This is a genomic window from Pseudomonas caspiana (genome assembly GCF_040224095.2).
Classification (GTDB): Bacteria; Pseudomonadota; Gammaproteobacteria; order Pseudomonadales; family Pseudomonadaceae; genus Aquipseudomonas; species Aquipseudomonas caspiana.
The window spans coordinates 3,192,959-3,215,066 of the sequence record NZ_CP167995.1; the positions used below are offsets into that span (position 1 = coordinate 3,192,959).

The window sequence follows — 22,108 nt, forward strand, 5'->3', positions numbered from 1 at the left end:
TCTTGGGTGCGAGCATCAAGGGGCTGCCGGAGCACGTCCCAGCTGCCGAGGTTGAGGAGCGGATAAACCGTTATTCAACTTATTTCGGATCGCATGACAACGCCTGCTACACCAGATGCGACTCTCTTTTTTAACGACATATGGCGTTGCAAGGGGCGGGGGTAGCCTGATAAATCAGCAGCCCCAGTGATCCCTTTTGCAAAACTTCAGCAGCGCATCGATATCTTCGCAGCCTGACAGATCCACCGCTACCGCGTAGAATAAGCCCCTTGTTGGTGATGGCTTACGCCTTGAGTCAAATCACATCCATAAAGGACTTTCCATGCTTAAATTTCTCTGTTTACCAGTCTCGAAAGTGACCTTTATTACGCTTCTTTCGCTCATTGCAATGACCTTTGGCACGACAGTAACTGCGGCTGATTACTCCTGTGACGGATTTGTCGGTAGTTTCGCCAATCATCCCGGTAATGAAGCAGTCTTGAAAGTCGTTAAAGATAGAAAAGGCTTTGCAATGTTTGTCCAATTTGACTCACCTGACGACTGGGAGCGCGTGCCGCTGAAGGTTGGCGTACCCGAAGATGTACAGAAAGAGATGCTCGCGGATGGAAAAAAAATGACTCAGTTAACGTGCGCATTATCAGCTGGCGCGCTTTTACTCTTGCAGTTCCCGGCGGGTAGCTCAGACAACCCTTCTGAGAGCAAAAGTCGCAACCGCTCCAAGTACCCACAAAAGACCCCTTATGTGTTGGTCGTCAACGGGGGAGTTGCTGTTGGGGAAACTGGACTATACCGAGTTAGAACAGAGGATTAAGCACGCCTAGGTCCCCGCTTAAGTGAAAGTGCAGCGGCACCTTAAAAGCAAGCGTCAGAACACCCCGGAGCGAAGCATTAAAGTTTCCCATTTGATGAACCCTTTATTCTAGGTTGTATGCCTTTGCCACGTGAGCCATGGAATGGCGCGCTTGCTTTCTCGATTAAGCGAAAAGAAATACCTCGTCAGCCCTTTACTGGAAATCGTAGGGGTGATGAATAGCCCTCAGCGCGATGAAGCGATGCTACGTTTGCAATTGCTCAATTTGCGTGGCGGCTAAAGCTGCTTCTTCGGTACGATTTCTTAGATTAAGCAGGAGCGGCGGGTGCAGGGTATGCTCGGTGAAAATCGATCTTGCATTGGCCTCTGATGATCTCGGGTTGGTTGCAAGGGACGAGTTTTTTAGCCGTATTATCAGGCGTCAGGCTCAAAACAACCCAGCGCGTGGAGAAAATCTATGAAAGGACGGCGAAAAGTCAAAACGCTTAAGTGGCATTTGAAATCCACCATCGAAACTGAGGCTCGGGAGATTCTTCGGAGCAGGTCCGCGGGGCCAAGTAGGTTTCTCGACATAGCTTTGCAGAGTGGCAATGATAGTGAGCCAATTGGACGCCTAGCTGGCTGATCACAACAGTGCCAGCCCTCAGTTTAGAAATCGCTCAGAAAGGAACTGTCTGCGTCACGGCCTGACTTAAGTTTTTCCACCTATCATCAATGATGACTGGAAAAGACCACAGGCGGTATCGAGGTTTTAATCCCATAAAATCATGGCCTTGGCGGTTTTTCGTCACTTGGCGGAGCTTTCGCCGCAGACCAATTATGAACCAATCAGTTGATAACGCGTTCGGAGATAAGCTTACGGAAGTAATTTGCTGACAATGAGAGTGCGTTGGTTTGCAAGGTGAGAGCTAGGAGGTAAATGGTGAACAAGGCGTCAAACGACGCTACCAGCTAATTACTTCACAATTTATCTCTAATATTACTTCCGAGTTCTTACATCGCAAACAGCGTCGCCAATAGAAAAAGGGTGCGCTCATGACGGTCAGGTTCAAACAAGGCCATCTGCTCCGCGGTTATAGCGATATCCGTATTGCTTACTAATCTAAACCCTCGGACCTTGCCCGACTCGGTTTTTAGGCTGCGGCTTCGACTCAGATCGCAAAAGTCGTCCCGTTTCACCGAAATATTGGAAGTGGGCATCACCTACACATGCTGCCGACTCCACCACCACGACCGGATCCTGGAATGCTTTCTTCACCCGAGCCTTTGGCTGCTTTGGGGTACCAATCGATGACATCATGTTTAGTCCTCCTGACAGGGTGTTTGGGACAATACTACGCCAATGGCAAATCAGGAAGTGTCTGGAACGTGCTGGGTGCGGCGTGAGCGCAAGGCCTCATCCGCTTAAGCTCACTACTCGACTTTCCGCTCCACACTCCGGACAGGCCTCTGCGGCAGTGCCGCCTCCTGCAATTGGTCATCAACGGATGATCGAAAACAGCGCCTGAATCATGTTGGCTGCGTTGCAGCGGACTGTCGATCACCTGCTGCGCCAGCCGCTCGATATCATCAGCGGCAAACCCATCACAAGCGGTTATGCCGGGTCATTAGTCTCCGTTAAGCCGCACGTAACTAATCGTGGAGCAATCCTTATCATCAACCGTATGAGCTTTAGTGGGGAGCGACACTTATCACAAACATCAGTTGACCCTTTCCAGGAATAGCTCGAGAAAGGAACTGGCTGCGTCACTGCCTGACTTTAGTTTTTCCAGCGATCATCGATGATCGCTGGAAAAGACCACAGGATGGTTACACAAAATTCACCAGACAAATTTGATCCGACGTAGTGAAACCAAGCACTCCAAGGCTTTTTAACGACTTCACCGTTCAAGGATCACTGGAAGAATGCATCGCTGAGAATCACATATCGCTGAAAACCCCACCGACGAGCTCAGCTTGTAAGGCGTTGAATGCCAAGAATTCCAGCGATCTAAGACTCTCAGAAAGAGTGTTCGTTGGTAGTGAAATTTTAAATCCATGCACAATCAAAGAGTTACGACCAAAAAGGGGGATTCCATTTATCTGTAACCGGCGACAAGTTATCTGTAGCCGGCGACACCTAAGCACCCAATTTTCCGATTTCCGCCAACCCCCATTAGCGGAAATCCAGCTCAGGGGAGGGCGGCCACGCCATCCGTCCTAGGGCGGAATTTGCAGTGGTAAAGGTCGAGGTAGATGACGTCTTTGTTTTACCGACTTGCCAACAAGTCAACGATTTTTTACCTTTGCCGTCATCATTGAAGATGATGGAGTGTTCATCAGTGATCTTATCAATGGTAAAGCTTTGTACTGAGTCCTTACATTGCTCTGCATGCATGGACTACTTATGGATTTTCGTCGCTCCCCAATACGAGGGGTCGAGCAAACCGGCAGACAGTTTTGCATCCTTTCTGCTGAGCGAGTACTGACGGTAGTTATCGTGCACCATCGAACGTCGATTTTGGGCAATACAAGCGGCTCCTCATCTAAGTAGGAGTCCATCCTATGGGGAAAGGATTGTCACACCTTGGCCTGCTGATGCGGGCATTTTGAATGCGTTTTCTGACTGAGCCGGATGCCACATCGGCTTAGCGGACAATTTGTCCAATTCCTGCGAGTACCCCTAGATGTGCGGCCTGTGGCCACTGGTACAGCGGCGCCATATATCTCACACCTGCCTGGCCAGCGGCAGGTCCAAGTGCGCGTCGCTGCGTTGGGGCTGCCGACCACCTGGGCCATTGAGCAGGAGTTGGCCACATCGCCGCTTGCCATGGACAGCACACCTGGGCTTTGTTGGGCCGCAGGCTTATCAAATCGTGGAGCAATCCTTACCATCAACCGTATGAGCTTTGGTTGACGGAAGTAAATGTCCGAAATGGGGCGGGATCCCCGGATTCGGATATTTACTCCTCAGTAATTTGTACATTTACTTCCGGGTACTAGTGGCTTAGGCAGCTCATGAACATTTCTAACATAGCGTCAGATTTAACATAATATACATTATGCGTACCTATGGGTTTCTCTACGGCGGTGCTTCTGGTGATCATTTAACTCTGATTCGATGCTGCCATTCTCCAATCGCGCTGCTTGTCATCAGTTATCGCTAAATAACTGATGCCAGCCAATCGCGATCCAACCTGTCTGGTCGGCCCTGGTCGGCGTGCTAAATGATGAAAGCACGCGGTCGCAGTTCTTCGATGGCAATCTCTCAAAGACTATCGACCGCACGCCATGTCCTGCTTGTGTCGAAGGTTTACAGATCAGTGATCTCTTTGTGTCGCGGTACCAATGCCTTCATCACACTCCAGGCCACCAGATAAGCCAGTGCACAGATGGAAAACATGATCATGTAGCCGGTGTGAATATCGTTGACGGCTTTGTAGTAATCAAAAACCCATCCGCCGACCTTGGTCATGACGACGCCTCCCAATCCACCCGCCATGCCACCGATACCGACCACCGAGGCAATGGATTTCTGGGGAAACATGTCGGACACCGTGGTGAAGATATTGCACGACCAGGCCTGGTGCGCTGATGCCCCGATACCGATCAGCAAGACGGGTATCCAGAAACTGATATAGCCCAACGGCTGCGCCAGCAGCACGAGCAGCGGGAAAAGCGCGATCACGAACATGGCTTTCATGCGACCGTCGTAAGGTTTATCCCCACGTGACATGAAATAGCTGGGGAACCAGCCTCCTCCAATACTGCCCACCATCGTCATGCTGTAGAGCACGGCCAGCGGTAAAACAATTGCCTGACCTTTCATGCCGTACTGGGCGCCAAGGTAAGTCGGCAACCAGAACAGAAAGAACCACCACACACCGTCAGTCATGAACTTGCCGAAAGCAAACGCCCAGGTTTGACGATAGGTCAGCAGCTTGAACCACGACACTTTTTTGCCTGTATCCACCGCGGTACGGGCGTCTGCGGGCACAACCACATCACTGCGGATGTACGCCAATTCCTCAGGCGTCAATCGGGTCTGATTCTCCGGCTTTTCATACAGGAAAATCCACGCACCGAGCCAGACGAAGCCAAGCATCCCGATAACGATGAATGCTGCCTCCCAGCCCCACGCAGCCGCGATCAGCGGAACAGAAATCGGCGCCAGAATCGCGCCCACGTTGGCACCCGAGTTGAAAATACCCGTCGCGAAAGAGCGCTCTTTTTTCGGGAAGTATTCAGCTGTGGCCTTGATCGCAATCGGGAAGTTACCCGACTCACCAATCGCCAGTACTGCACGTGCCAGCATGAACCCTGCAATGGATACCGGAATAACAGCGAGGCCCAACGCGCCGGATATAGAGGCTATTCCCTCACCCAGCGGCACTGCAAACGCATGCATCACCGCACCTGTCGACCACACACCGATTGCGACCATGAAGGCTGCTTTGGTGCCGATCTTGTCGACGAAGCGACCCGCGAAAAGCATGGAAATCGCATAGACGAACTGGAAGACCGAGGCGATGTTGGCGTAGTCGGTATTACTCCAGCCAAACTGGGTTGAAAGGCCCGGCGCCAATAGGCTAAGAACCTGACGATCCAGATAGTTGACCGTCGTCGCAAAGAACAACAGCGCACAGATCGTCCATCGATATTTGCCTATGGCGTGGCTAACGCTTTGCGCGTGTACCGCTTCATTAACGTTCATAGCATCACTTTATTATTGGATTATGCTGATGGTTCTCTCGACAACATTTCGAGAGCGCAGGTGTACGCCCTCCACGCCTGATGGCTGGAGTCGGATTTAAAACTGAGGTTATCGGGTGTACTGAGGGTTCGGCAGCGCCGGGCTTGATTGCGCCCGTGGGCGTGCAATAAAACCTGAACCTGCAACGACGGCAATCAGCGAGATATTCAAGCGATCTGGGCTCATGATGGACGACACTCTGTTTTTATTTTTAGCTTTGGTCGACGACAATTCGTCTGTCGTCGTACAACATCTGCTTTATAGCGAGCGCAACATCTCGATGTCAATCTGAAACATCTAGAAAAGTAATTTTTTTCACGCGGATTTCACAGGTCCACCCCACAACGCCGTCGAGTAGCCCAAAAATGTGCCTGCGCACCGCGAATTATCTGGCTGGATGAGATGCCCGGTACCGCCACCAAAGTGAGCGTTTGAGCTGGTGGTCCGTTATCCAGCCAGATTCAATTGGCAGAACCTCTGCTCAGCTCAAACCTGAGCAAATCCCCCATCCACGAACATTTCGCTACCGGTCATGAAACTGCTCTCATCGGACGCCAGGAACACAGCTGCTGCGGCAACGTCTTCGGGCTGCCCTATACGGCCAACCGGCAACTGCGCAATCATGCCGTCAACAATGGCCTCTGCCTGGCCAGTCGGCGCCAGTGCCAAGTCGAGTCCCGGTGTAGAAATCGGTCCTGGCGAAATGACGTTAACGCGAATCCCCGTACCTTTAAGGTCCAGCGCCCAGCTTCTGGCGAAATTACGGAGTGCAGCCTTGGTTGCGCTGTAAACGCTGAATGCCGGTGTGCCCATGGTCCCTGTTGTCGAACCGGTCAGGATGACCGAGCCGCCCGTGCTCATCAGCGGCAACGCCTTCTGCACCGTGAACAGCGTGCCTTTGACGTTGATGCCAAACGTGCGATCAAACGATGCCTCGGTGATCGATCCAAGTGGCTCGAAATCGCCTAACCCCGCGTTTGCGAACAGTACGTCAATCCGGCCCAGGTTAGTTTTGACTTCGGCGTAGACGCGATCGAGGTCGTTCAGATTCGAGATGTCAGCCTGAATCGCCATCGCGTCATGGCCGATCAGTTGCAACGCCGTATCCAGCTGCTCCTGCCGTCGACCCACGATGACGACCTGTGCACCCTCCTCTGCGAAACGAATTGCGCTGGCAAGGCCGATACCACTATTGCCGCCAGTAATTACTGCTACTTTCCCGGTAAGCCTGCTCATGATGGTGCCCTCAGAATGTGAGGACTCACTGTAGATCGACGCTATTTATTTGAATAGTATGCACCTTTTGGTAAGTACCAACGGAGCGGCCAGAATAATGTCGAACAACACATTTAAATGCGGGCTCGAAGCAGCCCTCGCGGTGCTTGGAGGCAAATGGAAGCCACTGGTTCTTTATAACCTGACGCGGGATGTTCACCGCTATGGCGAATTGAAACGTGCGATTGGTGGCGTAACCGATAAGGTCCTGATCCAGCAGCTCAAGGAGTTGGAGCGCGATGAAATCGTTGCCCGTATCGACTATCAGGAGATACCGCCGAAGGTCGAATATTCGCTGACACCTTTCGGGCAGTCACTGGCCACAGCGCTGGGAGCGCTCTGCGTGTGGGGAACGGAGCATATGGAAACCGTGGAGCGCATCAGCGAACGGCGTACGTCCGCCCTCGCCCAGCCCTTGAGCCCTGTCCACTGATATTGGTGCATTAAGGCGAAAGCGCGGTGCAAGGGATGCCCGGCACCGCACCTGTCAAACACAATGCAACTTGTCGGCGATGCGTAATTCCTGGCTAGCAGGCCCTACGTCTCGCCAACAAGTTAGTTCCTACAGGCCTATGTTGGCAGTGCGACAGCGCAGTACCCGCGGCACTGGCTATCCTTCATCAAATGACAAAGCGCGCCACCATGCCGTTCAGGTCTACTGCCAGTCTCGACAGCTCATGACTGGCGGCACTGGTCTGATTAGCACCTGCAGCTGATTGAGTGGCCAGGTCGCGGATGTTGACCAGATTGCGATCCACTTCACGAGAAACCTGAGCCTGTTCTTCAGAGGCGCTGGCAATCACCAGGTTGCGCTCATTGATTTGCGAAATGGCTTCGGTGATTTGCTCAAGAGCATCTCCGGCAGCGCGGGCCAGTTCCAGAGTGGTTTGCGTGCGGCTAGTGTTCAACGCCATCGACTGAACGGCATTACCGGTTCCACTCTGAATACCGGCGACCATCTGTTCAATCTCGCGTGTCGATTGCGCAGTGCGGTGTGCCAATGCTCTGACTTCATCAGCGACTACAGCAAAACCACGACCTGCTTCCCCAGCCCTCGCGGCTTCGATAGCCGCGTTCAATGCCAGGAGGTTGGTTTGTTCGGCGATCGAACGAATGACATCCAGCACCTTGCCGATGTCCCGGCCCTGCTCCGCCAGGCCTTCGACCAGAGTCGAGGTGGTTTGTACGTCCTGAGTCATGTTCTGAATCGCTTGTACAGTCTGCACGACTTTGTCTCGGCCTTGACGTGCGGTGTCAGTGGACTGCTCAGAAGCCTGGGATGTCGAAACCGCGTTACGGGCAACCTCCTCCACAGCCGCCGTCATTTCATTCACCGCGGTCGCAGCCTGTTCAATTTCGTCGTTCTGTTGTTGCAAGCCACGCGAAGACTCTTCAGTGACAGCGCTCAACTCTTCCGCTGCAGAGGCCAGTTGCGTGGCCGATCCTGAGATCATCTCGATAGTTTTACGAAGGTTCTGCTGCATGATGACCAGTGCTTCAAGCAAGCGTGCCGGTTCGTCCTTGCCATCCACTTCGATATGTTTGGTCAGGTTGCCCGCAGCGATCTCCTGGGCAGCACTCACGGCTCGGGACAAAGGCGCCACAATACTGCGCGTGAGTAACCAGGCCAGTAATACCGTCATTAACGAAGCAATAACGGCAACAGCAATAATAGCAACCGTGGCGCCGTCATACTGCTGGCCGGCTAACTTGGATCCAGCAATAGCACCGGCCCTGTTGATATCAACGAGGTCCTTGAGTTGTTTGGTCATCAAGTCGGAAGTTTGTCTCATGCTGGTGTTGATCATGGCGCGAGTTTCTTCAACCTTGTTATCACGCGACAGTTGCACCGCCTGGTTAAGCAACCCCAGATACTGACCTAATGTTGAGTCAAACTGTTGAAAAGTAGCCCGCTCATCAGCCTCGGCTGGCAATGCACTGTAAGCAGACTTCGCAGTCTGTAATTGAGTAATGATCTCCGCAATCCGCTGATCACTCTCCTGTAGCATTTCCGGCTCGCGATTGACCAGTATGCGCAGTGAAAACACTCTCAGGCGGAGCACGGATTCATTGACGTTGCCGATCAGCGTAATGCTGGGCAACGTATTGGTCTCCATGTCCACCGTGGCTTGGCGAATCAAGCTCATGCGGTTCAACGCGAAGAAACCCAGCGCTATAACCAACAGAGCAATGAACGCAAAACCAAGAAACGCCCGGGGAGCGATATTCATGTTTCTTATAGACATAGACGAAATCTCGTTGGAGTAACAGCAATAGCGCTCCATGCTCTAACTGTGACAAGGCGACCTACTCGAATCCATGACGATTCGGTAGCGACTTAGCCTTTACACACCTTGTTACACCTATCGGCGAAGATTTCGTATAAGTTTAGGAGAATTTAAAATTTATTTTCTGACGCCAATAGACTGGCTGCCATCCACGTCGAAAACTTCCAAAAGATGTACAGCGACTTGTGTTTATGTGCTGTGCTACTGCTAACTAATTAATACGTTGGGCTCTAGTGCAAACTAGTACATAACCAGCGCTTAACCAGCGCAAAGTTAGTGCAAAAACATCTTCCAGAATGGGTGTGATCCGTGGTTTGCGCTGTGAGCACTACGCGGATCGCTTGACAGGTTAGCGCCGTACAAACGCCAACACCTGTCTCAGCATCTGATCACACGCCTCAAGCTGGCCGATGCTGATGAACTCATCCGGTTTGTGTCCCTGCGCCATGCTACCTGGGCCGCAGACCACCGCCGGAATTCCTGATTGATCGAATAGCCCGCCCTCAGTGCCGAAGGCAACGGTTGCGAATGCCCGAGAGCCACAGAACTGCGCAATCAATTCTGCGGCCTGGCTGTGCATCGAAGTATCCAGGCCGGGGTAACTCGACAACTCGGTAAAGCGGATGTCACCCAACCCGCTGACAGCCTGCATCGCGGGTAGCAGGTTATGTTGTGCGTACGCCTGCATGGCAGTGATAACGCCGTGCGGATCCTGTACCGGCAGCGAGCGCACTTCAAAGTCAAAACGACAATGTTCGGGAACAATGTTTAACGCTGCTCCACCGCCGATCACGCCAACCTGTACGGTTGAAAACGGTGGATCAAAACGCGCATCCTGCAGCTCTTCAGCCTGCAATGCTTTCCCAAGACGGCCCAGCTCACTGATCAACTGCGCCGCGTACTCAATGGCGTTGACACCACTGGGCGAATGGGCCGAATGGCAAGCCAGGCCATGCACATCACAACGCATGGCTACTTTGCCCTTGTGCCCAAGCACCGGCTTTAACTCCGTGGGTTCACCGATCACACAGAGCAGCGGTTTCACCGGCCTTGAACCCAGCACTTCCAGCAATGAACGAACGCCCAGGCATCCCACTTCTTCATCGTAGGAAAGAGCAATGTGCACAGGCATGCGCAGCGTGTTCTGCGTCAACTGCGGAACAATCGCCAGAACACACGCTATGTAGCCTTTCATGTCGGCGGTGCCACGGCCGTATAGCCTACCCTCCTCCTCGCTCAACTTGAACGGCGGAAAAGTCCAGGCCTGGCCGTCTACCGGCACTACATCCGTATGGCCAGACAGGACGATGCCAGGAACTTGCGCCGGACCGATGGTCGCGAACAGATTGGCCTTGGTCTTTTGCGCGTTGTAGATCAGTTCACAGGAAACGCCATGGCTATCGAGGTAACCACGCACAAAATCGATCAGCGCCAGATTCGATTCTCGGCTGGTCGTGTCGAATGCCACCAATCGAGCCAATAACTCACGACTGTCGCTCATCGATCATCTCCCGGTACGCCGTAACCTGGTGCTCCGGCGGGATTCAGGGCGCGGTCCAGATAATCCTGCATCTGCGGCTGATAAGCCTGCCACAGGTCTCCCAAAACATTGATCGGGTCATGCTCGGCCCAATCGACACGCAAATCAACAATAGGCCAAGGCACATCAGCCACTACTTTCAGCGCTGCGGAATGTACCGGTCCGGCTTCTCCGCCCGCTGCCTGTCCCGCGCGCATGGCTTGCAACAGACGCTCAGCCAGATGCCCTGAGGCCTGCTCAAAAGCCTGCACCATAACGTTGATCACATGAGGATTAGCCAGCATATTGCCGGCCGCCACGCACTGCTCACCGCTGACGGCATTGTTGAGCCCGAGCGTTTCGCTGCCGCTGAAATGCGCGACACGGCCCAAGTGATCAATTGCTGTAATTTGCCGATATTCCATGAACGATTGGTCTACCAACAACCGCTCCAATGCCTGAGCAGATGACGCGCCCTGCGCCATCAAATCCAGCGTTTGCGAGCCCAAGGCTGGCAGTGTGATGTTTTGCGAAGACACAGCGCCAACACCAGCGCGCAGCCAGGGGCAACGGGCGCCGACAGCGATGCTTGATGAGCTGATGGCAATACCCAACTGGCCAGTTTCGGCGCAACGTGCAGCAATGGAAAAGGTCATGACGAAAGTCCTTATTCGGGAATGACGGCGATCACGTCGATTTCCATCAGCCATTGCGGCTGACCCAGAGCTGAGACCACCAACCCGGTAGAAATAGGGAACACCCCTTTAAGCCACTTGCCCACCTCGTGATAAACCGGCTCGCGATAACGCGGATCAATGATGTAGGTGGTGGTTTTGACGATGTGAGACAGATCGCTACCGGCCTCTTCCAGCAGTTGTTTGACGTTCTTCATGGCCTGATGCGCTTGAGCGCCGGGGTCGCCGAGGCCGATCAGGTTCCCCTCGAAGTCGGTGCCGACCTGGCCCCGTACGTACACAGTATTGCCGGCACGCACCGCCTGGCAGAGGTCGTTGTCCAGGCTCTGGTTGGGGTAGGTATCTTTGGTGTTGAACATGCGAATACGCGTGTGAGTCGGGGTAGCCATGGAAAACTCCTGTGAACACTGGGGGGCGCGCGACCTGCGCCCAATTAACGACGCTCAACCTTTAACGTTGCGCAACCGAACAGCGGGGGCAGCACGCTTGCCCTGGTCATACGAGCGATACTTGTGCTGGGTGGCGATTTGATCAGCGACATGTTTAGCGTCATGCCACACGCCCCAGATGAATGCCGAGCCGCGTCGCGACAGCCAGGGCAGACCTACGAAATACAGACCTTGCTCGCTGGACACCCCGCGCTGATGCATCGGCTTGCCCTTGGCGTCGAACGCATCGACCTGCAGCCAGCTGTAGTCCTGGGAATAGCCCGTGGCCCAGATGATGGAGCTGATACCGGCCTCAGCCAGATCGAGCTCACGCAGCGGATCAGTGATACATGCCGCGTCAGCTACGCGCTCACGTGCTAAGGGTTCCAGTGGCAAATCCAGACCATTTCGACGGGCATACGCATCGGCGGCATCGAGCAACGACAGGTAGTTCTCGTCGCCGCGATCAAGGTTTTCGCCGAGGTCATTCTGGAAGCGCACCTTGCCCTCGCCGAAGCTTTCCGTCAGACCGACCAGCGTCATGCCCGCTTGAGCAAGGCGGCGAAAATCAACGGTTTGGCCGCCTCTCGCGCCGCTGACGGCAATCGTGACGTGCTCTTTTCCGGGCTGCACGGTTTCGCTGTCCCACAGCCCGAGGACGCCAAGCCACCAGCAGAAATCACGGCCGCGGTAGGCTCGCGGTGGACGATCATGAGGCCCCACTGACAGGTAGACCTGGCGACCGGAACGCTGCAGCTCATCGGCGATTTGTACACCGGACGAGCCCGCCCCGACCACCAGCACGGCGCCGGCAGGCAATTGCTGAGGGTTGAAGTACTGCGCCGAGTGGATCTGGTGCAGCGCGTCATCCTTGGGCGCAATCGATGGAATGACGGGCTTCTGAAACGGCCCGGTCGCAGACACAAGATGATTGACGATGTAAGTACCCGCGCTGGTTTCCACAGTGAAACCGGCACGTTCCACGTTGCGGGTCACACGCTTGACCTCGACGCCGGTCTTGATCGGTGCATTGAATTTACGTGCATAGCGTTCGAAGTAGTCGGCGACCTGTTCTTTGCCGGCAAACCCGTCCGGGTCCATGTCGAATTCGAGGCCCGGAAAGCGGTCATGCCAGGCCGGCCCATTGGCGACCAGCGAATCCCAGCGGCCGCTGCGCCACGCTTCGGCAACGCGGTGTTTCTCCAGCACCAGATGGGCAATGCCCAGTCGGCTCAGGTGTTCACTCATGGCGACACCGGCCTGCCCTGCCCCTACGACGAGCGTGTCAATTTCTGTGATGTGTTCGGTCATCCTGGCATCCTTCAACACGCCCTTTGTGACGGGTTGACGCAGTAAAAATAACGAAAATGTCAGCGTGCAGGCGCGATAAGCCCTACGGCATCCGCAGACGCGTATACAGTCAGTGAAATGTTTGGGTCAGTCGGCCAGTGAAGGATCCGCCTGAAGCATCAGCCACTTCATTTCTTCGAAATGCTGCTGCGAAAAATCGGTGATCTTTTCCCAGTCGCGGGCTGTCTTTTCTGCGACATCGTCCGGCAGCGTCTTCAATGGCTGACCTGTGGACCAGGCCGTGACCAGAATCTGGCAGGCTCTTTCCAGGGTCCAGATGTCGTCGAATGCCTCACCTATTGTCGGCGCGGTGATCATCACGCCATGGTTGCCCATCAACAGGCGGCTTTTGCCATCCAGCAACCCGACCAGGCGAGCACCTTCGGCGGTGGTGTCGGCCATACCGCCGTAAAGCTCGTCTATCGCCACCCGGTTGAAATAGCGGGCCGTGTTCTGATCGATTGCCGGAATGTGCGGCTTCGCCAGGCACGCCACCGCAGTGGTGTAGACCGGATGCAGATGCAAAACCACGCGGGCTTCAGGCAGACGCTGGTGCATCTGTCCATGAATGGACCAGGCTGTCGCATCCACACCCGGTCGCTGCGCGGCGTCTTGATCATCGGCATCGAGCAGCAGCAGATCACTGGCACGCAAGCGCGAGAAATGCTTCCACTTCGGATTCAACAGAAACTGCTTTCCGTCAGATGAAACGGCCGCACTGAAATGGTTGGCCACCGCCTCATGCATGCCCAGGTGAGCAATGATGCGAAAGGTCGCCGCCAGATCCAGACGCGTCTGCTCCTCGAAGTTAAGGGCCATGTCGAAAATCCTCCTGCCAAATAAAGGCAAAATTCCAGGTTGAAACCAGTCCTGTAGGAGCTCACCGAGGTTACGAGGCCAGCGATCACTGGATGTCTGATCTCCGCCATCGCTGGCCTCGTAACCTCGGTGAGCTCCTACAGGTTCAGCGTTTACTGCGCGTCTGCAAACGTGCCAATCAGGGCTTGGGCATCAGCGCTGCAATGTCATCCGCCGTCGGCGCCTGGAACTTGTACTTGTCCAGCAAAGCCTTGTATTCAGGTGTTTTGCTGTACTTCTCTAGCCCTTCAATCAACGCATTGCGGACGACATCGTTGCCTTTCTTCACGCCGAAGCCGTTAAGCACCGGATAGATCAATGTCTCGGATGAAATCACTACCCGGTTACCGAGCTTTTCAACCACGCCCCGCGCCACAGCCGCGTCGGTGATCTGAGCTTCAACCGCGTGAGCCAGCATCGCTTGAGTGGTTTGCGGATCAGTGCCGTATTCACTGATCGCGATAGGCGGCAGGCCGTTCTTTACGCAGTAGTCGGTGGACAGTTTCTGCAGTTGTTGCAGCCAGGACGTGGCGGCCATGGAGCCGATCTTGTGGCCACAGAAATCTTCCGGAGTCTTTGGCTGATACGCGCTGCCCTTGACCGCCAGAATCGACTCCCCGCTTTTCAGGTAAGGGATCATGTCGATGACTTTCAGGCGTTCGGCGGTGATGTACATCGACGAGTTGGTGATATCAAACCGGCCGCCTTGCAGCCCGCCGATCAGGTTGGGAAAACGGGTGTCGAGATTCTCGGCCTTCATCCCCATGACCTTAGCCAGACCATCCAGAAACTCGATGTCGAAGCCGGCTGGACGGTTGTTGTCCATGTACTCATACGGATAGAACGTCATGTCGGAACCGGCAATGATCTTGCCTGGCTGCTGGAAAGCCGAAGCCATCGATGAAGCCATGGCAACCGCAGCGCCTAGTACAACCATCGCAGCGGGACGAACGAACAGACGGGTCAGCTTCATAAGTATTCCTCGTGGAGTCAGTAAGGTTCAGGCAGTGGCTATTCAGGCATCAGGCAGTGGCCAGGTCGTTTCCGGCCTGTTGTACAAAAAACGAAGCACCCTTGGGTTTCTGCGGCAGACGGATCTGGTTCGCGGTGCTGCGCACCAGGCCGCTTTCGTGTCCCGCCACCATCAAGCCGGTGTGTTCGCTTGGCAGCGGGTTCTCCCCGAAGGGCAACGCGTCTTCTGCGGCGTACACGCTGATGAACAATGTGCGCGGGAACTCGGTTTCATTCGGGCTTGAGGCGTGCAGCAATCGGGTGTGCATGAAGCACACCGAACCCGAAGGCCCATAACAGGCCACAGGTTGCTGGCAATGCTCTTCAACAACCGCGTCTTCCACTGCCCCCGTGAAACGTCCGTTCTGCCAATGTGACCAAAGCTCGCCCTTATGGCTGCCCGGCACGACATTCAGCGGGCCATTTTCGGGAGTTACGTCACTGATCATCAGTAGCGCTGTCACCAGGTCGTCGTTGCTGTGCGGCGTGAACAGAAAGTCCTGATGCCACTTCACCTGGGTGGCCGTGTGCGGCAATTTGGAGTTGATCTTGCTGTGATGAAAGCGCGTGCCGTTGCCTCCGATCAATTGCGCAGCAATGGCGGCCATGCGCGACTGAAAGGCAGTCTGTTGGTAAGCCGGTGAGATTTCCGTCGGCGAGGTCACGCGCCGCAACGACGGATGATCCGGGCGATGGTCGCTTTCAAGATCGAAACGCGGCCGACCGTCCAGCGTCTGTCCCCACGCACGGTCTTGAGTGCGGCTGTCTTCCACCCACTGGTCGAAGTCATGCTGCAACGCCGCTACTTCGTCGGCTGCCAGCACGCCCTCAACGACCAGAAAACCCTGCGCGTGAAACTGGTCGATCTGCCATTGCTCGATCATGTTCTTCTCCCCTGCAAACAAAACGTTAAGGTTTCAAGCCAACGAAACATCTTTCAGAAAAGCTTCCACTCGCGGGTGCTGTCCATCGCGCAGGGCCTGCGGGCTGTCGTCGCAGACCACCCGGCCTTTCTCCATGAATACGATTCGGTCAGAGACCTTGAAGGCGAAGTTCATCTCATGGGTCACGATGACCATGGTGATACCCTCCTTCGCCAGGGTTTCGATCACCTGCAGCACCTCGTTGACCTTCTCCGGGTCGAGTGCTGATGTGGGTTCATCGAACAGCATGATTTGCGGACGCATCATCAACGCACGGGCAATCGCCACGCGCTGCTGTTGCCCGCCGGACAACTGATGCGGGTATTTCCAGGCGTGCTCGAGCATGCCGACCTTGTGCAGCAACTCATACGCTTGCTGCTTCAACTCCTGCGCTGAAGCCAAACGGTGATAACGCGGAGCTAGCAGCAAGTTATTGAGCACTGTCAGGTGCGGAAACAGGTTGAAGCTCTGGAACACCATGCCGATGTTCAGACGATGCTCTGTATGCTCGACGTAGCGCGGCGGTTGCGCACCTTGACGGACGAGGTGAATAAACGGCTGGCCATTGATCCTGATATCACCGTTATCGATCTGCTCAAGGCCATTGAGCAGACGGATCAACGTGGTCTTGCCCGAGCCGGAAGGCCCGATCACCGACACCACTTCCCCCGGATGAATCTGCAGGCTGACTGCGCCCAACACTTCAATGTCGTTGTAGGCCTTGTGTAATTTGGTGGCCTGAAGTGCCGGGCCTGTGAAGTCGGGGACAGGACGATCAATTACCGCACGCTCCCGAGTGGCAAGCTGGAGCATTTCAGCGTCAGGCTCACGCACCACTTTGCGTTGAGTGACATCCAGATAACGCTCCAGCCGCTTGAGCAGGAAGTCGAACACGGTAACGATCAGCACGTAGTAAAATGCCACCGCCGCCATGGTCTCCATGACCAGAAAGTTCTGCGAATACAGGCGCTGACCCACCATCAAAATCTCGGTCAGCGAGATCACCGACACCAGCGAGCTGAGCTTGACGATTGAAATGTATTCGTTGGTCAGCGACGGCAACGCCACGCGCAGCGCCTGTGGAATCACAATGCGCCACTGCGTACCGACAAAGCGTAATCCCAATGCTCTGGCTGCTTCGCTTTGCCCTTTGGCAATCGACAACAGCCCGCCGCGATGGATTTCCGCGACATAAGCGGTTTCGCACAACACCAGGGCGATCAACCCGGCCCAGAACGGGTTGGCCAACACCGCGGACGTGGCGGGCAGCGCCTGTGGCAAGTTGTAGACGAATATCAGCAACACCAGCAAAGGCAGACTGCGGAACAACCAGATATAGCCCCGAGCAGGCAAGTTGATCAGCGGGCTGGAAGATTGTTTGGCCAGCGCTACGACGAAGCCCAAAACAATGCTGATCAGCCAGGTCAATGTACTGAGCTGTATGACGGTCCACGTTGCCATCCAGAACTCGGTATCGCTGAACAGACCAAACATGTATTTCCAGTCAAACGTCATCGTCGGCTCGCTCGTCTAAGTACTCGGCTAAGAACAATGGCGGGTTACATCCAACGCAAGTTGAATATTGAGCGCTGCCCCGCTCTCCCTTCTGAGGCCATCATGAGCGAAGTTGTGTCGAACGACCCAATAGTAAGTTTTTGCTCATAGCGTAGGAAAATCCTAAGCAGAACCGGCGCGATATATGCTCAATGCAACAGCACAACGAAACTATTCACCCTGCGCTGAATATGCCGCACATTATTAGGGCGGTAACTGTTTTACCCGCTTTGATTCGCTCACTTTCAGTGCAAGCCCCAGATTCTGTGGGCCGTACAGAGCAATGGATTAGTTAAGGCGCAGCGCGTTTAGCACTGATTAAAGGATTGACTGGCAGCCGAATACCCGAATCAGCACGAATCGTATTGCCTGGCACGCTCTTCGCTAAGCATAGGCAAAAGCTATTCAGGCGATTCCATTCATGGCCAATTGTTGGCGGGGTACGCGGTGACGCATTTCACATTGAAACAGCTCAAGTACTTTGTCACTGCCGTTGAAATGGACAGTATTGCCGAGGCTTCACGACAGCTGCATATTTCGCAGCCATCTATTTCCGTGGCGATAAAAAATCTGGAAGAAGCTTTCAATCAGCCACTGTTTGTACGTCACCACGCGCAAGGGGTGTCCCTGACTTCCGGCGGTGGAAAAGTGTACGAAAAGGCCAAAGAGTTACTGAGACTTTCCGAAGAACTGGAACAGGACTCTCGCGCAGAGAGCAAAAATGTATCCGGCACTATCGCACTGGGCTGTTTTGAATCAGCCGCACCGCTGTATATGCCCAGGCTTGTTGCCGGTTTTAAACAACTCTATCCCGACGTGACTATTCAGCTCTGCGACGGGGAGCAACACGAATTGATGCATGGGCTGCACCGCGGTCGCTTCGATCTGGCGTTTCTTTACGATCTTGAACTGGGTGCGACGATCCACAAAGAAGCCTTGAATGCACCGCACAAGCCTTATGCACTGCTGCCAGCAGCGCATCCTCTTGCCCAGCAGCAAACAGTGACACTGCGCGAGTTGAGTCAGGAACCCATGATCCTGCTGGACGCCGTGCCCAGCAGAACCTACTTCATGGATATCTTTACCGAGAAAGGCTACGCGCCGGTGGTGGCTTACAGCTCACCCTCGATTGAAATGGTGCGCTGCATGGTCGGCCAGGGCCTGGGGTTTTCGGTACTGGTCACACGGCCTTGCACCAACATAACCTACGACGGCGAGCTACTGGCGCAGCTTGATATCGAAGATGAAATGCCCGCTTCGACCCTGGTAATGGCGTATTTACGTAATAACCAGCCCACTCGCGCAACCCGGTTATTCATGGATTACTGCCGCACCGTCGAGCTCGCCCCACCTTCGAGCCTGAAGCCTGACTATCTGAATAAACGCGCTTTTCTGTAGGAGCTGCCGAAGTCTGCGAAGCATTAAGGCTGATACACCGCCATCGCTGCCTCGCGTGACTCGAGAGCGCCAGCTTTACGGATCACAGCGATTTAAAGCTGAAACTTCTGCAACGACACTCGTAATTCACTCGCAAGTTGCGCAAGCGCCACACTCGCGCCAATGGTCTGTTCCGAGCGAACAGCGGACTGCGCTGACAGATCACGAATGCGCACCAGGTTGTGATCAACTTCCCGAGCGACTTGAGCCTGTTCTTCCGAGGCGCTGGCAATTACCAGATTGCGCTCATCGATGCCGGCCACCGACGATGCAATCAACGCTAACGCCTGGCTTGCGGACTCCGCCTGGTTGCGTGTGTGGGCCGCTTGCTCGGTGCTAGAAGACAGCGCGGTTACGGTGTCCGCTGTACCCTGCTGGATTTTCCCGATCATCGTTTCGATCTCCCGCGTCGACTCACCCGTACGGTGCGCCAGTGCCCTGACCTCATCAGCCACCACCGCGAAGCCACGACCGGCTTCCCCTGCCCTCGCGGCCTCGATCGCTGCGTTAAGCGCCAGCAGGTTGGTTTGCTCAGAGACTGCGCGGATGACTTCCAATACCCGGCTGATATCTTTGGTGTGAGACGACAGCAGTTGTGCCTGAGTTGAGGCGCTGGCGACGTACTCGGCAAGCTCGGAAACGGATTTGACCGTTCTGTTGAGCTCCTCTTGCCCTTCACGTGCAGCCTGTGTAGAGGAGCGTGACTCCTCGGAAGTCGCCACTGCATTTCGCGCAACTTCTTCAACGGCCTGACTCATCTCTGTCACAGCAGTGGCGGCCATCTCGATTTCGCCGTTCTGCACATTGAGATCCGCGTTGCTGTCGCGCATCAGCGCATCCATCTCCTCCGCCGCCGAGCCGAGTTGGTCTGAAGCACCACCCACTTGGGCCAGCGTGGACTGCAAGCTGGACCTCATCCGCTCCATCGACTGCAGCAACTTTGCCGCTTCGTCCGTGCCGGTAATATCTTGCGCCTGACTGCGCAGGTCCCCGGAAGACACTTTTTCAGACGCGCTGAGCGCCTGGCTGATAGGCCCGGCAATACTGACGGTCAGACGCCAGGCAAGCAAAACCGTCGCCAGCACTGCAAACGCAAGCACCCACCAGATCACCAGTTCAGCATTATCGTAAGCATCACTTGCGCGATCGCTGGCAGTCGACTTCTCGTTATCGTTGAACTCCTCCAATTGCTTCAGATAATGATTAATCTCTTTAGCAGTAGTCGCCATCCCCACCATCACCAGACTACGGGCGGCCTCTTGCTGATGGTTCTTCAATAATTCGAAGGCACGTCCCGCAGTTGCGCTGTATTGTCCAAATGACGCGGCGATACCATCAATAAGGTCGGCTTCGTTTTTTGAACCGATCAATGGACGATACGCGGCGATCGCTCCATTGAACGCTTCGAGCTGCGATTGCAGATTGTTATAGGCGGTTTGCAATTGCGGCTCATCGCTGGACACCAGTTTCACGGCCTCTACCCGCGTATTGGAAAATGCCAGTGCTATGTCGTCGCCCAACGCGATACCAGGTAGCGAACTGTTTTCAATAATCAGACCTTCGTTACGGACGCTTGCCATTTGGTGAAGACTGAAAAGACCCAGTCCTCCCACAATCAGCACGATCAAAGCGAAACAGGTAATGACACGACTGGCGATGTTCAATTGTCTCAAAAGCATGTGTAGCTACCCCGTCAGCTATGAAGGAAGCGGATGCCGCTTCGCCCGAAAATGTCGCGCGTATAAATGCGTGCGGGGCAAAACACCGCAGATCAAATGAGTTAACTCTTCGGCCTATAAAGGCCTTTGATAAAAAATAAAGTTAATCGGTACAGGAAAAAATTTCAGTATTCACCTGAGTTGGCCCGATCCTGCATCGGGCAATCAAATGGAATATGTACCTGGCAGCGTGAACCTGGCGCAACGGCAGACGTTTCAGTTTCTTTAAAAACCCGAGGAAAAACACTTTAAAAATTGGCTGACGAACCGGGCATCATTACGGTCGCTGTCTGTTGACTAATACCAGCCGGGCATTCAAATAAATTGCGCATGATAAGAGTGCGCAAGTTTAAACAGTGTTCTTCAGTATCGGTCCTCGAACGTTACGTTACTTCTTATCCTGAGACACCATCTGCTTATCCCCGTCAGACTTTTTTACATAAACAGAGGACATCGCCTGAGCTTTTGCCGCACTTCCTGCATCACGGCGGTCGCGTGCGGGTGGAGGCTTTGTTCCCGCCGTCTATAGTCATGCAAGTCATCGTTCGTCCACCCCCCCGGAAATGACGGCACTCGCTGCTGCCCACACAGGGTGTCGGATGGCACGGAACCGTTGGCACACCTCGCTTGGCTTCGTGCTCGGGCATGGCAATATCGGCTTTCGCACACGCCACTGGAGTACGAGATCACGCTCTTGATCGTGAACAACAACAAAAGGACGAGTTGCGATGAAAATGCCGATGCTCAACACAATGCTTTGCTGCGCCATCCTGGGTCTGGTCGGCTGCGCCAGTTCACAGGTCGACCCAAGCCAATACTCGGGTTTCCTCAAGGATTACAGTTTGCTCAAGCCCGAAAAAAGTGCGACTGGCGCGCCGGTCATGCGCTGGATTGATCCAGACATCAAACTGAATCAGTACACCCATGTGTACATCGAACCTAGCCAGTTTTACCCTCAGCCGCAGCCGACCGCCGTGATTTCGGCCCAGGCGTTGCAATCAATCACCCGGTATTTCGATGCGGCTCTCAAACGTGAACTTGGCAAGGACATGCCGTTAGCTCAGGGGCCAGGCCCGAATACCATCGTCGTACGTCCGGCGATTACCGCAGTGTCGACCAGCACTGAGGGGCTGAGGCCTTACGAAGTTGTCCCGATTGCACTCGTGGCAGCAGCGGTAAACACAGCGGCCGGTGGCCGTGACCAGAACGTGGAAATCGCCACCGAAGCGGCTTTTCTCGACGGACAAAGCAAAAAGGTCCTGGCCCAGGTGGTGCGCAAAGGCAGTGGCAAACCGCTGGAAAACAATAAGACCCAATTGACCGTGGATGACGTCAAGCCGGTCCTGGATGGCTGGGCCAATGACATGCGCCTCAGTTACGTAAAACTTCGGCAGGGTAAGAAGTAGAGCGTCACTCGTCAGGCTGCGGACTCGGGATCTGTTGGGGCGAGTGGGCAGTCATTCGACTTGCCCGCGAAAGGCGAAAAAACGTGGTGGTGTCAGATACCGC

Annotated in this window: 17 protein-coding genes and 1 pseudogene; 5 read left to right on the plus strand and 13 right to left on the minus strand. The window is 54.6% G+C overall.

Going from position 1 to position 22,108, the window contains the following annotated elements:
- The first annotated feature begins 322 nt into the window (after positions 1-322).
- Together ABRP31_RS14685 and ABRP31_RS14690 are read left to right on the plus strand one after the other, a co-directional pair.
- Entirely contained in the window at positions 323-811 is a 489-nt protein-coding gene (locus ABRP31_RS14685) for a hypothetical protein (RefSeq protein WP_349970138.1), read from the plus strand.
- A gap of 142 nt (positions 812-953) precedes the next feature.
- The gene (locus ABRP31_RS14690; RefSeq protein ID WP_349970139.1) at positions 954-1,091 is read left to right on the plus strand and encodes a hypothetical protein; all 138 of its coding nucleotides are present in this window, start codon (positions 954-956) and stop codon (positions 1,089-1,091) included.
- A 3,012-nt stretch (positions 1,092-4,103) separates the two neighbouring features.
- Here ABRP31_RS14690 and ABRP31_RS14695 read toward each other — a convergent pair.
- Together ABRP31_RS14695 and ABRP31_RS14700 are read right to left on the minus strand one after the other, a co-directional pair.
- Positions 4,104-5,504 (minus strand): MFS transporter, encoded by a 1,401-nt coding sequence (locus tag ABRP31_RS14695; RefSeq protein WP_087264303.1) that lies wholly within the window; start codon positions 5,502-5,504, stop codon positions 4,104-4,106.
- A gap of 525 nt (positions 5,505-6,029) precedes the next feature.
- Positions 6,030-6,779 carry a glucose 1-dehydrogenase gene (locus ABRP31_RS14700; RefSeq protein ID WP_349970141.1) on the minus strand — a complete coding sequence of 250 codons (750 nt, stop codon included), beginning with the start codon at positions 6,777-6,779 and terminating at the stop codon, positions 6,030-6,032.
- 97 nt (positions 6,780-6,876) lie between these two features.
- On the opposite strand from ABRP31_RS14700, the gene ABRP31_RS14705 reads away from it, so the two are divergent.
- The gene (locus ABRP31_RS14705; protein ID WP_349970143.1) at positions 6,877-7,251 is read left to right on the plus strand and encodes a helix-turn-helix domain-containing protein; all 375 of its coding nucleotides are present in this window, start codon (positions 6,877-6,879) and stop codon (positions 7,249-7,251) included.
- Positions 7,252-7,438: 187 nt separating this feature from the next.
- Here the strand turns inward: ABRP31_RS14705 and ABRP31_RS14710 are convergent, their stop codons facing one another.
- From ABRP31_RS14710 to ABRP31_RS14750, 9 genes are all read right to left on the minus strand, one after another.
- Positions 7,439-9,064: a methyl-accepting chemotaxis protein gene (locus ABRP31_RS14710; RefSeq protein ID WP_349970144.1), complete on the minus strand. Its 1,626-nt coding sequence runs from the start codon at positions 9,062-9,064 to the stop codon at positions 7,439-7,441.
- Positions 9,065-9,455: 391 nt separating this feature from the next.
- Positions 9,456-10,607, minus strand: coding sequence for an acetylornithine deacetylase (argE, locus tag ABRP31_RS14715; RefSeq protein WP_349970146.1), 1,152 nt, complete (start codon positions 10,605-10,607; stop codon positions 9,456-9,458).
- Positions 10,604-11,281, minus strand: coding sequence for a DUF1028 domain-containing protein (locus ABRP31_RS14720; RefSeq protein ID WP_349970147.1), 678 nt, complete (start codon positions 11,279-11,281; stop codon positions 10,604-10,606). The genes argE and ABRP31_RS14720 overlap by 4 nt, the downstream gene beginning before the upstream one ends.
- Positions 11,282-11,292: 11 nt before the next feature.
- Positions 11,293-11,709 carry a RidA family protein gene (locus ABRP31_RS14725; RefSeq protein ID WP_095101531.1) on the minus strand — a complete coding sequence of 139 codons (417 nt, stop codon included), beginning with the start codon at positions 11,707-11,709 and terminating at the stop codon, positions 11,293-11,295.
- A 54-nt stretch (positions 11,710-11,763) separates the two neighbouring features.
- Positions 11,764-13,059 carry an NAD(P)/FAD-dependent oxidoreductase gene (locus ABRP31_RS14730; protein WP_349970149.1) on the minus strand — a complete coding sequence of 432 codons (1,296 nt, stop codon included), beginning with the start codon at positions 13,057-13,059 and terminating at the stop codon, positions 11,764-11,766.
- Between the two features lie 126 nt (positions 13,060-13,185).
- On the minus strand, positions 13,186-13,917 hold the full coding sequence (locus ABRP31_RS14735) for a class II aldolase and adducin N-terminal domain-containing protein (protein ID WP_349970150.1): 732 nt from the start codon (positions 13,915-13,917) through the stop codon (positions 13,186-13,188).
- A gap of 178 nt (positions 13,918-14,095) precedes the next feature.
- The gene (locus ABRP31_RS14740) at positions 14,096-14,929 is read right to left on the minus strand and encodes an ABC transporter substrate-binding protein (RefSeq protein WP_349970151.1); all 834 of its coding nucleotides are present in this window, start codon (positions 14,927-14,929) and stop codon (positions 14,096-14,098) included.
- Between the two features lie 49 nt (positions 14,930-14,978).
- Positions 14,979-15,851 (minus strand): phytanoyl-CoA dioxygenase family protein, encoded by an 873-nt coding sequence (locus ABRP31_RS14745; RefSeq protein ID WP_349970152.1) that lies wholly within the window; start codon positions 15,849-15,851, stop codon positions 14,979-14,981.
- A gap of 33 nt (positions 15,852-15,884) precedes the next feature.
- Complete coding sequence (locus ABRP31_RS14750) at positions 15,885-17,405, minus strand: amino acid ABC transporter permease/ATP-binding protein (protein WP_349970153.1); 1,521 nt, start codon at positions 17,403-17,405, stop codon at positions 15,885-15,887.
- 486 nt (positions 17,406-17,891) lie between these two features.
- Between ABRP31_RS14750 and ABRP31_RS14755 the strand changes: the two genes are divergently transcribed.
- On the plus strand, positions 17,892-18,842 hold the full coding sequence (locus ABRP31_RS14755; protein WP_349970155.1) for a LysR family transcriptional regulator: 951 nt from the start codon (positions 17,892-17,894) through the stop codon (positions 18,840-18,842).
- Positions 18,843-18,934: 92 nt separating this feature from the next.
- Here ABRP31_RS14755 and ABRP31_RS14760 read toward each other — a convergent pair whose 3' ends face one another.
- Together ABRP31_RS14760 and ABRP31_RS14765 are read right to left on the minus strand one after the other, a co-directional pair.
- Positions 18,935-19,807 carry a methyl-accepting chemotaxis protein gene (locus tag ABRP31_RS14760; protein WP_372489441.1) on the minus strand — a complete coding sequence of 291 codons (873 nt, stop codon included), beginning with the start codon at positions 19,805-19,807 and terminating at the stop codon, positions 18,935-18,937.
- Positions 19,793-20,560 (minus strand): annotated as a pseudogene (locus tag ABRP31_RS14765) (MCP four helix bundle domain-containing protein); the annotation flags it as partial. The gene ABRP31_RS14760 and the pseudogene ABRP31_RS14765, both read right to left, overlap by 15 nt.
- Before the next feature lie 767 nt (positions 20,561-21,327).
- Between ABRP31_RS14765 and ABRP31_RS14770 the strand changes: the two are divergent.
- Positions 21,328-22,005 carry a DUF3313 domain-containing protein gene (locus tag ABRP31_RS14770; protein ID WP_349970158.1) on the plus strand — a complete coding sequence of 226 codons (678 nt, stop codon included), beginning with the start codon at positions 21,328-21,330 and terminating at the stop codon, positions 22,003-22,005.
- Positions 22,006-22,108: the final 103 nt, after the last annotated feature.

What these genes read in the sequence shown, in the direction of transcription:
- ABRP31_RS14690 (WP_349970139.1), top strand. Translation starts at nt 954, where the DNA reads ATGGCGCGCTTGCTTTCTCGATTAAGCGAAAAGAAATACCTCGTCAGC.
- ABRP31_RS14770 (WP_349970158.1), top strand. Translation starts at nt 21,328, where the DNA reads ATGAAAATGCCGATGCTCAACACAATGCTTTGCTGCGCCATCCTGGGT.
- ABRP31_RS14685 (WP_349970138.1), top strand. Translation starts at nt 323, where the DNA reads ATGCTTAAATTTCTCTGTTTACCAGTCTCGAAAGTGACCTTTATTACG.
- ABRP31_RS14735 (WP_349970150.1), bottom strand. Translation starts at nt 13,917, where the DNA reads ATGGCCCTTAACTTCGAGGAGCAGACGCGTCTGGATCTGGCGGCGACC.
- ABRP31_RS14695 (WP_087264303.1), bottom strand. Translation starts at nt 5,504, where the DNA reads ATGAACGTTAATGAAGCGGTACACGCGCAAAGCGTTAGCCACGCCATA.
- ABRP31_RS14720 (WP_349970147.1), bottom strand. Translation starts at nt 11,281, where the DNA reads ATGACCTTTTCCATTGCTGCACGTTGCGCCGAAACTGGCCAGTTGGGT.
- argE (WP_349970146.1), bottom strand. Translation starts at nt 10,607, where the DNA reads ATGAGCGACAGTCGTGAGTTATTGGCTCGATTGGTGGCATTCGACACG.
- ABRP31_RS14730 (WP_349970149.1), bottom strand. Translation starts at nt 13,059, where the DNA reads ATGACCGAACACATCACAGAAATTGACACGCTCGTCGTAGGGGCAGGG.
- ABRP31_RS14760 (WP_372489441.1), bottom strand. Translation starts at nt 19,807, where the DNA reads ATGGAGCGGATGAGGTCCAGCTTGCAGTCCACGCTGGCCCAAGTGGGT.
- ABRP31_RS14725 (WP_095101531.1), bottom strand. Translation starts at nt 11,709, where the DNA reads ATGGCTACCCCGACTCACACGCGTATTCGCATGTTCAACACCAAAGAT.
- ABRP31_RS14740 (WP_349970151.1), bottom strand. Translation starts at nt 14,929, where the DNA reads ATGAAGCTGACCCGTCTGTTCGTTCGTCCCGCTGCGATGGTTGTACTA.
- ABRP31_RS14705 (WP_349970143.1), top strand. Translation starts at nt 6,877, where the DNA reads ATGTCGAACAACACATTTAAATGCGGGCTCGAAGCAGCCCTCGCGGTG.
- ABRP31_RS14700 (WP_349970141.1), bottom strand. Translation starts at nt 6,779, where the DNA reads ATGAGCAGGCTTACCGGGAAAGTAGCAGTAATTACTGGCGGCAATAGT.
- ABRP31_RS14710 (WP_349970144.1), bottom strand. Translation starts at nt 9,064, where the DNA reads ATGTCTATAAGAAACATGAATATCGCTCCCCGGGCGTTTCTTGGTTTT.
- ABRP31_RS14750 (WP_349970153.1), bottom strand. Translation starts at nt 17,405, where the DNA reads ATGACGTTTGACTGGAAATACATGTTTGGTCTGTTCAGCGATACCGAG.
- ABRP31_RS14745 (WP_349970152.1), bottom strand. Translation starts at nt 15,851, where the DNA reads ATGATCGAGCAATGGCAGATCGACCAGTTTCACGCGCAGGGTTTTCTG.